A 14,782-nucleotide genomic window follows, 5' to 3' on the forward strand; every position below is an offset into this window, starting at 1 on the left:
GGCGGGCACGACGCTCGCACGCGCGAGGCAGAGGGTCAAGGAGACGACAGAGCGAACCATGAGCAGCAGCACGCCCATTCGGATCACGGCCGACGTCGAGGTGCTCGACAACGCCACGCTCGTCTCGCTCGCCGGTCCGGCGAGTGAACACCTGAAGTCCGTGGCGAGGACGCTCGGCCTCGACGCGAGCCTGCGGGGCAACATCATTCGCCTCGCCGGGGACGCGGACGCGGTCGCGCTCGCCGAGCGATTCCTCGCCGAGGCCGCCCAGCTCCTGCGCAGCGGCGCCGTGCTCGACGCGCAGGATTACGTGCGCGCCGTACAAGCCCTCCGCGAGGACCCCGCGCTCACGCTCCGCGAGCTCTTCGAGGACGTCGTGCTCGTCACGGCGCGACGCAGGCCCATCACCGCCAAGACGATCGCGCAAAAGCGATACATCCAGGCGATCCGCACGCACGACATGACGTTCGGCATCGGGCCGGCGGGCACGGGCAAGACCTACCTCGCCATGGCGATGGCGGTGCACGCGCTGCTCGAGCGGCGGGTCAAGCGCATCATCCTGACGCGCCCCGCGGTCGAAGCGGGCGAGCGGCTCGGCTTTTTGCCGGGCGACCTCGCCGAGAAGGTAAACCCGTACCTGCGTCCGCTCTATGATGCTTTGCACGACATGATGGACGCCGACAAAGCCTCGGGCCTCGTCTCCCGCGGACAGATCGAGGTCGCGCCGCTCGCGTTCATGCGTGGCCGCACGCTGAACGATTCCTTCGTCATCCTCGACGAGGCGCAGAACGCGACGAGTGATCAGATGCGCATGTTCCTCACGCGCCTCGGTTACTCGTCCCGCGCGGTCGTCACGGGCGACGTCACGCAGGTCGACCTCCCGCACGGCGCGCGGAGCGGCCTCGCCGAGGCGCGCGAGCTGCTCGCGGGCATCGACGGCATCGCGATCTGTCACTTCAGCGAGGTCGACGTCGTCCGCCACCCCCTCGTGCAGCGCATCATCGTCGCCTACGAGAAGCGTGATCAGGAGGTCGCGGCGCGGCGCGCGGAGAAAGAGCGCGAGCGGGATCGCCGCGACGGGCCGGCCGCGGCGCAATCGGCCCCGACGAACCCTGGCTCCGCGGACGAACCACGCGAAAAAGGGGCCGCCTCGTGAGCTTTTTCGTCGACGGTTCGAACGACCCCGCCCGCAGCTCGACGCGATTCGGCCGCGACGCGCTCACCTTGATGAACATCGTCGAGGCGCGCCTCGTGGCCGACGCGCGAATCGAAGATCGCACCGTCGTCCGGCCGCATCCTTTGCTCGTCACGGTGCGCAGCGACCGGCTCTTCGCGGTGCTCGCCCCCGGCGCGATCTGGGACCGCGCCCGCGAGGTGCTCCGCCCCTTCGCGCACAAGCTCGCCTCGGGCGAGGCCATGCTCGTCCTCGTCGGCAGCCCTGCGATCGGCGACGTCGCCGGCGCCTTGAACCGCGGCCTCGGCGCGCTCGTCAGCCCCGACCCGAGCGCCGACGAGCTCTACGTCGCCATCCACAACGTCTGCGAGCTGCTCGAGTCGAAGGCCCGCGCCGAGGCGCGCGGCAAATGGCTGAACCGCTATCGTTACGAGCTCGGCGAGCTCATCGAGATTGCCAAGGCCATCACCACCGAGCGCGAGCTCGACAAGCTGCTCTCGCTCATCCTGGAGAAGAGCCGCTTCATCACGGGCGCCGACGCGGGCAGCATCTACGTCGTCGAGGGCGACGACCCCGACCCGCTCCGCCGCACGTTGCGCTTCAAGCTCTCGCAAAACGACAGCGTGCCCTTCGACGCGCGCGAGTTCACCCTGCCCGTCAGCCCTCGCTCGATGTCGGGTTACGTCGCGCTGCACAAGCGCCCGCTCAACATCGCCGACGTCTACGACCTGCCCGCGGTATCGCCGTACGGCTTCGATCGATCGTTCGACGCGAAGATCGGCTATCGCACGAAGTCGATGCTCTGCATGCCGCTGCTCTCGCGCAAAGGCGAGGTGATCGGCGTCATCCAGCTCATCAACAAGAAGCGCGCGGCCGACCGCAAGCTCCGCTCGGACGAGGACATCGAAGACCAGGTCGTCCCCTTCGACGCGCGCAGCGAAGAGCTCGTCGGCACGCTCGGATCGCAGGCCGGCATCGCGCTGGAGAACGCGGTTCTTTATACCGAGATCCACCACATGCTCGAGGGGTTCGTCCGCGCCAGCGTCGAGGCCATCGAGCAACGTGATCCCACGACGAGTGGTCACTCGCGGCGCGTCGCGCTCCTCACGGTGGGCCTCGCGCGCGCGCTCGAGCGCGACGCCGCCGGCCCCTATCGCGGCGTCACCTGGACGAAGGACGACCTGCGCGAGCTCGAGTACGCCTCGCTGCTGCACGATTTCGGCAAGATCGGCGTGCGCGAGCAGGTCCTCGTCAAGGCGAAGAAGCTCTATCCGCACGAGCTCGCCATCATCCGCCATCGTATCGAGATCGCCTCGCGCTCCTACGAGGTGGAGATCCTCGAGCGCAAGCTGCGGCTCGTGCAGCGCGGCGCGCGCGCCGAGGAGCTCGCGGCGCTCGATCAGGAGTTATCGGCGCGCAAGGCCGAGCTCGAGGCGGCGTATGCGGCCATCTGCGCCGCGAACGAGCCCTCGGTCCTCAAAGGCGGCGATTTCGCGCGCATCGAGGCCATCGCCCGCGAGACGTTCACCGACTTCTCGGGCGACGTCGTGCCGCTGCTCCTTGCCGAAGAGGTCGCGTGTTTGTCGGTGGCGCGTGGCTCGCTCACGCCCGCGGAGATCGAGGAGATTCGAAACCACGTCGTCCACACCTACCAGTTTCTCTCGCAGATCCCCTGGGGCAAGCAGTTCCGCCGCGTCGCCGTCATCGCCGGCTCGCATCACGAGCGGCTGAACGGGACGGGGTATCCGCACCGGCTCCGCGCCGAGGAGATCCCGCTCCAATCCAAGATGATGAGCGTCAGCGACATCTTCGACGCGCTCACCGCGAGCGACAGGCCCTACAAGAAGGCCGTCCCCGTCGACCGCGCGCTCGACATCCTCGGCTTCGAGGTGAAAGACGGGCACGTCGACGCCGACCTCGTGCGGGTCTTCATCGAAGCGAAGGTGTGGAGCGTGCTCGAGCAGCCCGGCGCCCCGCCCTCCGCGCTCTCGGCGCTCTCGCCGCGATAAACGTCAGTCCTTCTTCTTCAGCTCGATTTCGGCCTCGCGCACGACCGACGCGTCCCCGCTCGCCACCCGGATGCGCCCGACGATCTTGTCGTCTTTGCGCTTGCCCTGGACGATGCCGAACATCGCATTCTTCGAAAGAGCGTCTTCCGGGAAGAACGTCGCGCGCACGTCATCCCCCTCGACCTTTCCGCTCAAGCCCGCGGCGCCGAGCGCGCCCTCGGTTTTCCCTTTGAGCTCGCCGTCCGTGCCGATGGTGATCGTGAGCGTCCCCGGGCCGACGGACGCCTTGCCGTCGTCCTTCGTCCGCACTTTGTCCTTCACCTTGGGCGGCATCTCGACCTCGCCCTTCTTTGCGTCGTAGCGGCCCTCCCACGTCCCGACGAGCCCCGGCGGCTCGGCGGGGGCGAGCGCGGAGGCGCTCGGCGCGGCGGCGCTCGGCGCGACGTCGGCGGTTTTTCCGGGAGGAACGGCGGACGCGGCGGCGCCCGGAGACGCGGAGGAGGCGGGAGGCGCTCCCCCCTCGCCGCCGCTCTTTTCACAAGCGACGAGGGAAAGGCTGACGACGAGGGAGAGGGCCGTGGAAACGCGGTGTCGCATCGGGCGCCGTTGCTTGGCCCGAGTCGTCGTCCGCGTCAATCTCCGCGGCGCGACGAGAGGATGCGCAAGAGCGCGAGGAAGATGTTCAGGAAGTTCATATAGAGCGAGATCGCGCCGCCCACCGCGTCGTCCTCGCCTTCCCGGAGCAAGCGCGACGTATCGTAGAGGACGTACGCGCCGAAGAGCAACACGGACACGCTCGCGATGGCGAGGCCGAGGACCGAGCTGCCGAGGAAGAGGTTCAAGAGGCCCGCGCCGATGATCACGAAGAGGCCCATCGTGAGCGCGCCGCCGAGGAACGAGAAATCTTTCTTCGTCGTGAGCGCGTACGCCGTGAGCCCGCCGAAACCACCGACGGAGAGCAGGAACGCGTCACGAATGGGCGACGACGACAGCGTCTTGCCGAGGCCCGCGGCGAGCGTCGCGTAGAAGAGCGACGGCGCGATGACCACGCCGATCACGGTCGCCATACCAAAAAGCGCGAGCACGTTGAGGCCCTTCACGTGCCGCACCATCGAGGCGCCGAAGACGGAGCCGATCATGACGATCGCGCCGATGATGTAGTGCTGTCCGAAGAACGCGACGAGCGGCGGTACGGCCACGCGCGTACCGCCCACGGCCACGAAGGCCTGCGACGCGGAGACACCCGCGTGGAGCGCCACGAGCGCGCCGATGGCGGAAAAGAGCACGCTCGCCGTGAAGAGGCCGTAGACGCGTTTCAGGAAAGCGACGCGGCTCGCGCCACGCGTGAGGCCGGAGGCGCCCCACGTTTGCTCCCTGTAGTCCCACGAGTTCATGCTGTGCACTCCCTGGATGCTGTTCGGGTGAAGGACGTGTCGCAGGGAAACGTAGTCATGAGCGGCCACGCCGCAATGTTTCGTTCCGACGGCCGCTCCGAGGCCGGAGTACGCGCGTCCGCTGCCCACCATTTGCCGCGAAGGGATCGACGTCCCGGGTCGATCCGCGTACGTTGTGGACATGGATTTCTTGAAGTCGAACGGGACCAGGTTGGCATTTCTCTTCTTTGTCGGGGCGGCCACGGGCGCGCTCTCGACCGTGGGCTGCGGCGACGACAACCAGGGGGGCGCAGGCGGCACGGGCGGCACAGGCGGTGACGGCGGCGCGGGCGCGGCCGGAGGAATGGGCGGCGCAGGCGGCGGCACGGGCGGCATGGGCGGCGCAGGCGGCGGCATGGGCGGCAGCGGGGGCAGCGGCGGCGGGATGCAGGTATGCGCGCCCGGCACGGCGGCGGCGCTGCCCAAGCTCAAGCTCACCGAGCTCGCGACGGACCTGCAGCGCCCGACCTACGTCACCGGCGCGCCCGGCGATACGGACCGGCTCTTCTTGATCGAGAAGCCCGGCCGGATCCGCCTCCTGAACGGCGGCAATCTCGCGCCCGAGCCCTTCCTCGACATCAGCGCGATCGTCGAGTCGCAGGCCAATGAGCGCGGCCTGCTCGGCCTCGCGTTCCACCCGAACTACGCCCAAAATGGCCGATTCTTCGTCTACTACACGCAGAAGGCGAGCCCGAGCGGGGCGATCGCCGTCGCCGAGTACGCTCGCGTCAACGCGGACACGGCGGATCAGGCGTCGGGCAAGGTGATTCTCACCATCCCGCACCCGGGCTACAGCAACCACAACGGCGGCATGCTCGCCTTCGGGCCCGACGGTTTGCTCTACGTGGGCACGGGCGACGGCGGCGGCGGCGGCGATCCGGACGAGAACGGGCAGGACACGAGCTCGAAGCTCGGCAAGATCCTGCGCATCGATGTCGATACGTACCCCACGCCGCCGCCCGGAAACCTGCAGAACGGCGACGCCGACATCTGGAACTGGGGCCTGCGCAACCCCTGGCGCTTCAGCTTCGATCGCTGCACCGGCGATCTCTACATCGCCGACGTGGGCCAGAACGTGCTCGAGGAAATCAACGTCGAGCCGCCGGGCGAAGGCCTCAAGAACTATGGCTGGAACACCATGGAAGGGTCTGCATGCTACGACCCGGCCAACAACTGCGACATGACGGGCCTGACCTTGCCGGTCGCGGAGTACAGCCACGATGGCGGCAACTGCTCGGTGACGGGCGGATACGTCTACCGCGGGAGCAAGATCCCGGGGCTCGTCGGGACGTACCTCTACGCCGACTATTGCTCGAAGCGCTTCTACACGCTCGCGTGGTCGAAGGGCAGCGTCATCGCCGAGGGCGAGATCACCGCGGATCTCGAAAGCACGGCGCTCTCCGGGGGCATCACTTCGTTCGGCGAGGACACCGCGGGCGAGCTCTACGTCATCGTGGACAACAGCCAGGGCGGCGCGCCCGGCAAGCTGTATCGCATCGACGCCGAGTGACATCGGCCGCGCGCATGCGCTGACCACGCGCGCTCCTCTTCATCCCGCGACATCACCGCATCATCTCCTCTTCATGCTCCCCTCGGCCTCGGCCTTCATGGCTTCGGCGGAGCGGCCTGCTCGAAAAGAGAGACGCCGACCCTCGCTTCGTGGGGCGCGTCGCCACGCGGCCGGAAGGCGCGCCCATCCTCTCCTTATTATACGAGCGCGAGAACGCACCGCGCCGGAGGCCCGAAGTCCCGGGCGCCCGCTCCTCGTCGGTTTCATGGCGCCGAGGCGCGCGGCTTTGCGGTGAACATCACGCCGTCCCGGGGTCCTCTGGCGCGCCGCTATCGGCGCTCGGGCCTCGCGTGGCCTCGCGTGGGGGGCTCGCTCCAAATCGTCGCGGACGCGTCCCGAGGCGCTCGCGCTCGAAGCGCGCTCGGCTCGAGGTCGCCCACGTGGTTATCCCGGTGCCACCGCCGGTCATGGGCTGCGCAGAGAAGGAGCAGCAATGAAGGGACGTCGGGGCCGGTCTTTAGGGAGAGCCCCGCCCCCAATCCGGGAGGACACGGGTCTCTGCACGGCAAAGCCCGGGTCGTAAAGCCTGGATCGACTGGCGGCCCGCGCGCGCGCCAAACGCTGGAGCTGGCTGGACAATGCGAGCATCTCGCGGTCTCGCGCGGGATTTCGAGCGGTCGGTCGGTCCGGTAAACGTCCGGCGAGGCCACGCGGCGGTGGAGGCAAAACCTGGGAGGCGCGCGGGCCGCACCAAAAAAATGAACGAAAGGACCGTCCCGCCACTTTATTCGCTTGACCCGCCCGTCTCCAAAGGCATAGTCGTAACCATCCGCCGAGCGGGATTCGGCGAGGGAGAAGACATGGCAACCGACGCTTTCGAGCAGCAGATTGTGGAACTTGTGCGGAAGATGCCCGACCAGGCGATTCTCGCACTGGTCAAGGATAAACTCGGCCAGGCCGTCACCGCCGCTCCGGCGGCGGCTCCGCTCGTGGCTGCGGCTGCGACCCGGGGTCGCGGTCGTCCGGCGCGCGTGCCGCAGGCGCTCGTGGCGGCTCCGGAGGCCCCGGCGCCCGCGAAGCGTGGCCGCGCGGCTGCTCCGGCGGCGCCCGCGAAGCGCAAGCCCGGCCGTCCGAAGAAGACGGCGGCCCTCTCCGCGGAGCGGCAAGAGGTCCTCAATTCGGTGGAGCGCATCGTGAAGGCGTCGAACGGCGTGAGCGCCAGCGACGTGGCCCGCCAGGCCGGCATTCCGCAGACGCGGGCGGCGGCGGCGCTCAAGGAGCTCAAGCTCGCCAAGCGCATCTTCCAGGGTGGTGATCGTCGCTTTGCCCGCTATGCGGCCGACCTCAAGACGGCGGAGCAGGCGAGCCTGAACGCGCGCAAGACGGCGAGCGGCCCCTCGACGGCCGGCGCCCCCGCGAAGAAGGCGGCCCCCGCGGCGAAGGGCGGCCGTAAGCGTGGCGGTGGCCAGGCGCCCGCGGCGCAACCCGCGGCGAAGTGATCCGCAGCCTGCAAGCAGGTTGTTGAGAAACGGCGGCCCGACGTAGGCGGTGGAGACACCCCGCCCTCGATTCGGGCCGCACGTTCGTTTCGAAGGACCAACCCAATCCGCGTCGCCGACCTCGCGCGCCCTTCCGGCCCTGCTCGACCGGAGCGGCAAAGCCGCGATCGATCGTTATGACCGACGCGCGCCGCACGCACGAATGGACGCGTCATCCGAGGACGCACCAACGTCCAAAACGTTTTTTCGCGCCGGATCGCGCCGTCCGTTCGATTGATCGCCGGCGGCCAAACCCAGCAAGCGCAGGCAGGCGTGTGTCACGGCGAACCCCAGCCGAGCGCGACGCGGTATGTCCGGGCGGACCGAGCCACGTTTCCCTCCAGCTTGCTCGGACGAACCCGAACGACGAGCCCGCTTGGTTCACTCCATGCGAAGCCGCCCTCGCATGTGCCGTCTTTATGCGCCCGCCCCCTGCCGCGCGAGCGCCACGCTTTCGACGCTCCTTTGCGCATCTCAAAGGGACGATCGTTCATTTTTGAACGAACGCACCCGTTTCCTCTCTCATCTTTGCATGCCTCTTCGGCAGACGAGAGCGGCTCGGGTCGAGGGAATCGTGCCTTTTGCGGTTACGGCGGGCTCCAGGTCGCGCCGTCGTCGTCGGATACGAGCACGTAGTAGCCGCGCCTCGAGGTACCCGTTACATCGGCGGATACGATGAGCATCGTCCGTTTTCCGAACGAAACGAGCGCGCCGAGATCGACGCGCCCCCGCGCGCCGATCCCTTCGCCGATGATGCGGGCGCGCTCGTAAAACTTCCCGCCGTCCGTCGACTGCGCGTAGTAGAGGCCCCAGCGCTCACCGGCCTGCGCGCGGATCACGGCGGCCGCGCCCGTCGCCGTCGGCACCGCGACGAGCTGGCGCTCGTGTTTCTCGATCCAGGGCTTGAATACGGGGCGCGACGGGGTCGTGCACTTGCCTTCGAGGTCACAAAGCAGGAGCGTTATGCTCTGCTTGTCGGCATCCAGCGCCTCGACGACGAACTTCGTGTCGCTGCACCCGATAGGCGCGCCGGCGAGCGCCTCGGCAGGCCGAGGGACGAGCTTCAGCCCATCGGGCGAAACCACGAGGAAGTAGTTCTTGTTCGGATTCTGCTTGCTCGGCGGTTGCGTGATCGCGTGGTACGAGATCGAACCGACGTCACACGCCGCGGGCGCGGACAACTCGGCGAGGAGCGTGGGCGTCGGCTTCAGGAGCTTCAGGTCGATGTACTCGGACTCCGCAGGCGCCGCGACGGTCTGCCCGGGCGCGGGCCACTTGCGCGACACGACCTCACGTCCCTTCACCGAGAAGAGCCGCGGCGGCCTGCCCACGGGCCCGGTGGCGAAGGTCTCGAGCTTGGGGAGCTCGACCTCGGCCGGCGCATCGGTGCCCGCCGGCGTCACGTACCGCGCGAAATACTTCTTCGGCGCGGGCTCGACCACGAGCGAAGCCGTCGCCTTGTCGAGCAGCGCGAGCCGCGGCTTGGGCAGGGGCGCTTTCGGGTCGGGTCTACGCGCGAGCGGGGGCTGATCGACGAGCTGCGCCGTGCCGAACGAGGGCGCGTCGAGGCCCGCGAAGAAGAACTGGAAGGGCGGCGGCGGGGGCGCCTTTTTGCCGACCGCCGGAGGCGCCTCCGCGGTCGTCTCCTTCGGCCCGAGGGCGAGGGCGAAGATGCCGTCCTGCCCGAACGCGTAACTCGACCACGTCTCGCGATCCGCGCGGAACGCCTTCCAGGTCTTGCCCGCGTCCTCGGTCATGAGCGCGATCGCCACGCTGCCGGGGACGCCCCCCGCGAGAATGGCCCGTTTGTCGTCGAGCACGAGCACGTGATCGAAGCGCGTCGAGGGCGGCGCGAGGGTCGCGTCGAGGCCCTTGGCGGTGCCGAGGCCCGTGGAGAGCTGGGCGAGCGAGGCTGCCCCGCGCGGCGGCGGCGGCGGCGAGATGGGGGCCTCCTCTTTTTTTTTCTTGCAGCCCGGGAGGACGGAGAGCGCGATCGTGAGCGCGTAGGCCGCTCGAGCCCAGGGGCCCATCGTCATTCGAAGCATCTCACTCGACTCGATCGGGGTCCATGCAGCAACGGAAACCCGTGGAGTAATCGTGGTAGCGGAAGTCGTGCGCGGTGGTCTGGTACGAGCAGCCCTCGCCGTTCAGCGACGTGTCCATGTAGAAGCCGCCGCGGAACGTTCCGTTTTGATCCTCGATCCACTCGTGCAGGTTGCCGACCATGTCGAAGACGCCGTACTCGTTCGTGCACTCGGCGCGCGCGCCGGTCTGGAAGAGCGAGTCCGGGAGCTGGTTGATGAGGGGCTGGTTCATCCCATCGGACCAGCGGCGCTCTTCGGGGATGCCGAGGCGCAAGGCGACCTCGATGACGGGGTGCGCGCCGCGGATGTCGTCGTTGCACACGCGGCTCTTGCGCTCGTCGCCGTAAGGGAAGCGGGTGCGTTGCGGGCCACGGCAGGCGCGCTCCCACTCGTCGGCGGCGCAGAGCCGTTTGCCCGAGGCGTGACAGGCGCGCTGCGCTTGCTCGCCGCTGATGTAACCCTGCGGGGTCACGCCCGGGCGAGACACGGCGCGTACGTCGGCTTCGTGGCCGTCGACCGGGTGATAGGGCGACCACGCGCGCACCTCGCCGCTCGGGAGGCGCTCGACGAGAGAAGCCTCCCAGCGATCGACGCAGACGCGGCCGTCGACGAGCGCCATCTCCGCCGGGCAACGCGAGGTGTTCGCGAGGATCTCGCTGTCGAGGTCCTCGGCGACGGAGCGCCACGCAGCCGCGGCGAGCCGGGTCTCGGTGGTGACGACGCGCGCCTCGGTGGATCGCACCGCGGTGGGCCGCTCGACGGGGGCGGAGACACGCGTGACGGGCGCGGGAACACCCGCCGCCGCGTGGATCGGCGAGAGCCCGCCCGGGGCGGCGCAGCCGACGGCGGCCGTAGCGAGGACGGCGGTCACGATGAGGCTGGAAACGTTCCGTGGGACGGGACGCAAGGCGAGGCTGGATCGCGGGGGCCGCCCGGGAGGGCCGGGTGCGAGCCAGTCTGCGTCGTCCGCCTTCGTCGCCACGAGCTTCGAAGATGCCTACGGATGCGACGAGACGCAATGGAGAAAAATGGGAACGCCCGCGGGCGCGGTCGCCTTCCCACGCTTTCGCCGCTTGACAACGGTCGGGGAGGTTTTCGGAGAGTCGTTCTTTTGAGGTCCAACCGTTGGACCACGGACGGGTTTTCACCACGAGGGCGCTCGAGGAGGCGCCCTCGTGGTGAGGGGGGACCTCAGTCGTGGACGCCGGTGCCGAGATCGGCCGCGTTCCACTTGAAGTTGTCGATCAGGACGAGCGAGTCGTAGTTCTGGTCGCCGACGTCGAAGACCATGAGCTCGAGCGTGATCGTCTCGCCGGGCACGATGGAGGCGTCGTTGAAGAGCCACTTCGTCCCGCCGCCGCTGTTGTCCAGCGTCAGCCCCGTGCCCGCGAGGTCCGTCGTGCCGAACGGGCAGGTGTTGCAGCCCTTGGGGACGCAGACGTCGAAGAAGCCGTTGTTCACGCTGATCGCGTTGCCCGACGCGTCCTTGGCGACGTTCTTGTCGAGCGGCAGGCCCGGCGAGCCGGACGTGAGCAGCGCGAGGAAGAAGTCGTTGAACGTCGTGCACTGGAACGTCCAGTACTCGAAGGAGAAGAACCGGAAGCTGTACGTGAACGACTTCGCGTTCGTGGGCGTGCGGATCTTGAGGCGCACGTTCACCGGGTCGTTCGCGTCGCTGCCCGAGGTGCAGGTGCCGTTGCAGCCCTGCGACGACGGCAGCTTGCCGCCGTTCGCCAGGAGGTAGGCGGAAGGCGGATCGCTGTCGATGCCGTTGTATACATGGTAACCGGCGAATCCAGCGTCGTTCTCGTCGCGCATCATGCCGGTCGAGAGCCCGGCCATCGTCGCGCCCTTCTGCGGCACCACGTTGGTGCCGAAGTTCTGGAGGATCGCCGTCGACTTGTTCTGCAGCGTCGTGAGCTGAGCCCCGGTCGGCGCGTTGCCGTTCGCGAGGACGAGATCCGCGCTGAGCACGCCCCACTTCTTGTACTCGCCCGCCGGCGGGTTCTCCTCGACGAACTGGCAGAGCTCGATGGCCTTCGCCACGTCCTCGGCCAGGACGCCGGTGAGCTTCGCCGCCTCGCTGCAGGGCTGGGGCTCCTCGTTGTCGGGCGTGGTCGAGTCGCAGTCGTTGTCGAGGCCGTCGTTCGGGAACTCGTAGGCGCCAGGATTGACGGCCTTCGGGTTCGAGCAGCCGGGGCTCAGGTAGTCGCAGCAGTCGCCGCCGCCGCACGAGCTGTAGCCATCGCCGTCGAAATCACCGCCGAAGTCGTCGGCCGCGCCGTTGCAGTCGTCGTCGATGGCGTTGGCGCAGACCTCGTACTTCGGCAGCACCTGGCCGACACAATCGCCCCAGCCCGAGCCGTCCTCCTTGCACGTCTGCGTGCCGGCCTTGCACGGACCGACGCCAACCGTCCCCGGCACGCCCTGGTAACAAGACTGCGTCTGGCCAGGCACGCAGGCGCACGCGCCGTCCTGCAGCACGTTCCACTCGCAGCCGTCCTCCGAGTTCTGGTTGCAGTCGGCGAAGCCGTTCTTGCAGGAGCCGAGCACGCAGAGGCCGTTGTCGCAGAGCGCGGTGCCATTGGTCGGCGACTTGCACGAGTTGTTGCAGAAGCCGCAGTTGTTCTCGTCGCCCGAGAGGTCGTAGCAGCTCGAGCCGCAGCAACTGAAGCCAGCCTGGCAAGGCTGGACGCCGGAGCAGCCGGGGATGCAGGTGCTCGAGATGCAGATCGACCCGGCGTTGCAGTCGGTGTCGATCACGCACCCGACGCACTTGTTCATCATGGTGTCGCAGGCCTGCGCGCCGGGGCAGTCGCTCTTGATCGTGCAGCCGACCTCGCACTTCTTCGAGGTCGGGTTGCAGTACTGCCCCATGCCGCAGTCGTCGAGGAACGGGTCGGGGCTCGGGAGGCACGCGACGCAGACGCCCGTGCTCACGTCGCAGATCGTGCCGCCCGGATCGTTCGCGCAATCGCCGTCCGACACGCAGCCCATGGGCCCGGCGCCCGAGCCGCCCATGCCGCCCATGCCGCCCGCGCCGCCGGTGCCGCCCATCCCACCCGCGCCCGCGGCGCCTCCCATGCCGCCGCTGCCGCCGGCGTTCACGTTCGTCGAGCCCGCCGAGCCGCCGCCGCCGTCCGCGGCGCAGCCAGCCGCGGCCGCGTACGCGACGAGCGCCGGGACGAGCAGGGTCGAAAGCGAAGAGCGCATCTCGCTCAGCCTCGTACGCTTCACCATTTCCAATACCTCATCGTAAAACTGCGAGCGGGCCGAGCCCGCACATTCCGAAGCCCGAGGCCACACGCCGCGCTCCCGAAGACCGCGGCGCGCAGCGGATCACTTGTGCACACCGGCGGCCGCCGCCTGGAGGCCCCACCGGAAGTAGTCGAGCAGCACCGTCGAATCGACGTTCGAGTCGCCAGCGTCGGCGACGATGAACTCGAGGTCGATCGTCTCGCCGGGCACGACGGGCGCCTCGTTCACGAGCCACACCGTGCCGCCGCCGTCCTTGTAATCGCCGTCCCAGCCGCCCATGCCCGTGCCGATGAGCTCCAGCGTTCCCGCCGGGCACGCACCCGGGGGCGAGATCGGCGAGGGGAAGCAGACCTCGAAGAACGCGTTGTTGACGGTGATCGAGTTGCCGTTCGCGTCCTTCGCGATGTTGCGATCGGCGGGCAGCGGCACCTGCGGCGGATCCGCCATCGGGTCCGGCTGCCAGTTGCTCCGCAGGAGCGCGAGGAAGAAGTCGTTGAACTGACCGCAGGTGTACTCGGGGTACTCCGCGGTGTAGGCCTTCAGCCGGTACGAGAACGACCGCGCGTTCGTGGGCACGCGGATGCGAAGCTTGAAGTTGACCGAGTCGTACGCCTTCGTGCAGTTCTCGCCGAGGCACGACGGGCACTCGTCGGGCGAAGGCAACTTGCCGCCGTTCGCCGCGAGGTAATCGGCCGGGATCGGGCAGAGCGTGTTCGCCTTGAAGTTGCCCTTCTGGACGTCCGGGTTCGGGCCGTTCTGCGGGTAGACGAAGCCCGGGTCGTCCACGTCGCGCGCCGTGCCCGTGGAGAGCGCGGCCATCGTCGCGCCCTTGCGCGGCGTCACGTTGGGCCCGTAGTTCGCCAGCACGCCGACCTGCACGTCCTTCGGTACCTGCGCGCTCGACCCGTCCGCGAGCACGAGCTGGCTCGAGATCACGCCCCACTTCCTCTGCGGGAGCGGCGCGTTCTCGAGGGTGAACTGGCAGAGCTCCATGGCCTTGACGAGCTCGAGCGTGCTCGTCGGCGTGGCGAGCGGCGCATCCGTGCAGTCGGTCGCCACGACGTCGTCCTTCGTCGACGGGTCGCAGTCGTCGTCGATGCCGTTGCCGAGGTACTCGAACGCGCCGGGGTTCACGCCCTCGGGCGAGTCGCACTTGATGTCGTTGTCGCAGCAGTCGCCGTCGCCGATGGTCCAGCCATCGTTGTCGGCGTCGATCGACATGGGATCGCCGCCCGCGCCGCCGCCGCCGCCCGCGCCGCCCATGCCGCCGCCGGCTCCACCCGCGCCGCCCATGCCGCCCATGCCGCCAGCGCCGCCCATGCCGCCCATGCCGCCAGCGCCGCCCATCCCGCCGACGCCGCCCGCGCCGCCCATGCCGCCAGCGCCGCCCATGCCACCTGCGCCGCCCATCCCGCCGACGCCGCCCACGCCGCCTGCGCCGCCGGTGCCGCCGCCTGCGCCGCCGGTGCCGCCGCCCGTGCCGCCCATGCCGCCGGCCGCGCCTGCGCCGCCCGAACCGCCGGTCGCGCCGTTGCCACCTGTGCCCGTGGAGTCGTCGGAGCACGACGCGAGGCCGAGGGTGCCCGCGAGCAGGAGCAGCGAGCTGGAAAAGAGAAGGGAACGAGCCATTCGTGAAACCTCCGAGAGCAACGCGCCGGCGCGGCGCCGCCCAGGACCAGCGGCGGTGCGACTACGTGGAGCACCTGCCGCTCGTGTTGGATCCGGAGCCTGCGCCTGCCGGGGAGCGCGGCCCCGATCGAGCGGGCCGAAGCGACT

10 protein-coding genes are annotated in these 14,782 nt (G+C 69.1%); 4 read left to right on the plus strand and 6 right to left on the minus strand.

Features of this window, described 5'->3' with window-relative positions; translation table 11 throughout:
- Window positions 1-58 precede the first annotated feature (58 nt).
- The gene (locus GF068_RS21715) at window positions 59-1,156 is read left to right on the plus strand and encodes a PhoH family protein (protein ID WP_153821363.1); all 1,098 of its coding nucleotides are present in this window, start codon (window positions 59-61) and stop codon (window positions 1,154-1,156) included.
- Entirely contained in the window at window positions 1,153-3,183 is a 2,031-nt protein-coding gene (locus tag GF068_RS21720; protein ID WP_153821364.1) for an HD domain-containing phosphohydrolase, read from the plus strand. The genes GF068_RS21715 and GF068_RS21720 overlap by 4 nt, the downstream gene beginning before the upstream one ends.
- Before the next feature lie 3 nt (window positions 3,184-3,186).
- Here the strand turns inward: GF068_RS21720 and GF068_RS21725 are convergent, their stop codons facing one another.
- Both GF068_RS21725 and GF068_RS21730 read right to left on the minus strand, forming a co-directional pair.
- Window positions 3,187-3,780, minus strand: a complete 594-nt coding sequence (locus GF068_RS21725) for a hypothetical protein (RefSeq protein WP_153821365.1) — start codon at window positions 3,778-3,780, stop codon at window positions 3,187-3,189.
- Window positions 3,781-3,815: 35 nt separating this feature from the next.
- Window positions 3,816-4,577, minus strand: a complete 762-nt coding sequence (locus GF068_RS21730; RefSeq protein ID WP_153821366.1) for a Bax inhibitor-1/YccA family protein — start codon at window positions 4,575-4,577, stop codon at window positions 3,816-3,818.
- A gap of 181 nt (window positions 4,578-4,758) precedes the next feature.
- Here GF068_RS21730 and GF068_RS21735 point away from each other — a divergent pair, with 181 nt between their 5' ends.
- Together GF068_RS21735 and GF068_RS21740 are read left to right on the plus strand one after the other, a co-directional pair.
- Window positions 4,759-6,126 (plus strand): PQQ-dependent sugar dehydrogenase, encoded by a 1,368-nt coding sequence (locus GF068_RS21735; protein WP_240807191.1) that lies wholly within the window; start codon window positions 4,759-4,761, stop codon window positions 6,124-6,126.
- Between the two features lie 860 nt (window positions 6,127-6,986).
- Entirely contained in the window at window positions 6,987-7,625 is a 639-nt protein-coding gene (locus tag GF068_RS21740; RefSeq protein WP_153821367.1) for a hypothetical protein, read from the plus strand.
- 626 nt (window positions 7,626-8,251) lie between these two features.
- On the opposite strand, the gene GF068_RS21745 is transcribed toward GF068_RS21740, so the two are convergent.
- The 4 genes from GF068_RS21745 to GF068_RS44305 form a co-directional block, all read right to left on the minus strand.
- Window positions 8,252-9,709, minus strand: coding sequence for a sialidase family protein (locus tag GF068_RS21745; protein WP_170319606.1), 1,458 nt, complete (start codon window positions 9,707-9,709; stop codon window positions 8,252-8,254).
- A 1-nt stretch (window position 9,710) separates the two neighbouring features.
- Window positions 9,711-10,619: an SUMF1/EgtB/PvdO family nonheme iron enzyme gene (locus GF068_RS21750; RefSeq protein WP_338046498.1), complete on the minus strand. Its 909-nt coding sequence runs from the start codon at window positions 10,617-10,619 to the stop codon at window positions 9,711-9,713.
- Window positions 10,620-10,939: 320 nt separating this feature from the next.
- Window positions 10,940-12,961, minus strand: coding sequence for a choice-of-anchor L domain-containing protein (locus GF068_RS21755; RefSeq protein WP_153821369.1), 2,022 nt, complete (start codon window positions 12,959-12,961; stop codon window positions 10,940-10,942).
- A gap of 126 nt (window positions 12,962-13,087) precedes the next feature.
- The gene (locus GF068_RS44305; protein ID WP_206079512.1) at window positions 13,088-14,635 is read right to left on the minus strand and encodes a choice-of-anchor L domain-containing protein; all 1,548 of its coding nucleotides are present in this window, start codon (window positions 14,633-14,635) and stop codon (window positions 13,088-13,090) included.
- Window positions 14,636-14,782 lie beyond the last annotated feature (147 nt).

Source organism: Polyangium spumosum (assembly GCF_009649845.1).
GTDB classification, from domain to species: Bacteria; Myxococcota_A; Polyangia; order Polyangiales; family Polyangiaceae; genus Polyangium; species Polyangium spumosum.

What these genes read in the sequence shown, in the direction of transcription:
- GF068_RS21715 (WP_153821363.1), top strand. Translation starts at nt 59, where the DNA reads ATGAGCAGCAGCACGCCCATTCGGATCACGGCCGACGTCGAGGTGCTC.
- GF068_RS21725 (WP_153821365.1), bottom strand. Translation starts at nt 3,780, where the DNA reads ATGCGACACCGCGTTTCCACGGCCCTCTCCCTCGTCGTCAGCCTTTCC.
- GF068_RS21730 (WP_153821366.1), bottom strand. Translation starts at nt 4,577, where the DNA reads ATGAACTCGTGGGACTACAGGGAGCAAACGTGGGGCGCCTCCGGCCTC.
- GF068_RS21735 (WP_240807191.1), top strand. Translation starts at nt 4,759, where the DNA reads ATGGATTTCTTGAAGTCGAACGGGACCAGGTTGGCATTTCTCTTCTTT.
- GF068_RS21740 (WP_153821367.1), top strand. Translation starts at nt 6,987, where the DNA reads ATGGCAACCGACGCTTTCGAGCAGCAGATTGTGGAACTTGTGCGGAAG.
- GF068_RS21745 (WP_170319606.1), bottom strand. Translation starts at nt 9,709, where the DNA reads ATGCTTCGAATGACGATGGGCCCCTGGGCTCGAGCGGCCTACGCGCTC.
- GF068_RS21755 (WP_153821369.1), bottom strand. Translation starts at nt 12,961, where the DNA reads ATGCGCTCTTCGCTTTCGACCCTGCTCGTCCCGGCGCTCGTCGCGTAC.
- GF068_RS44305 (WP_206079512.1), bottom strand. Translation starts at nt 14,635, where the DNA reads ATGGCTCGTTCCCTTCTCTTTTCCAGCTCGCTGCTCCTGCTCGCGGGC.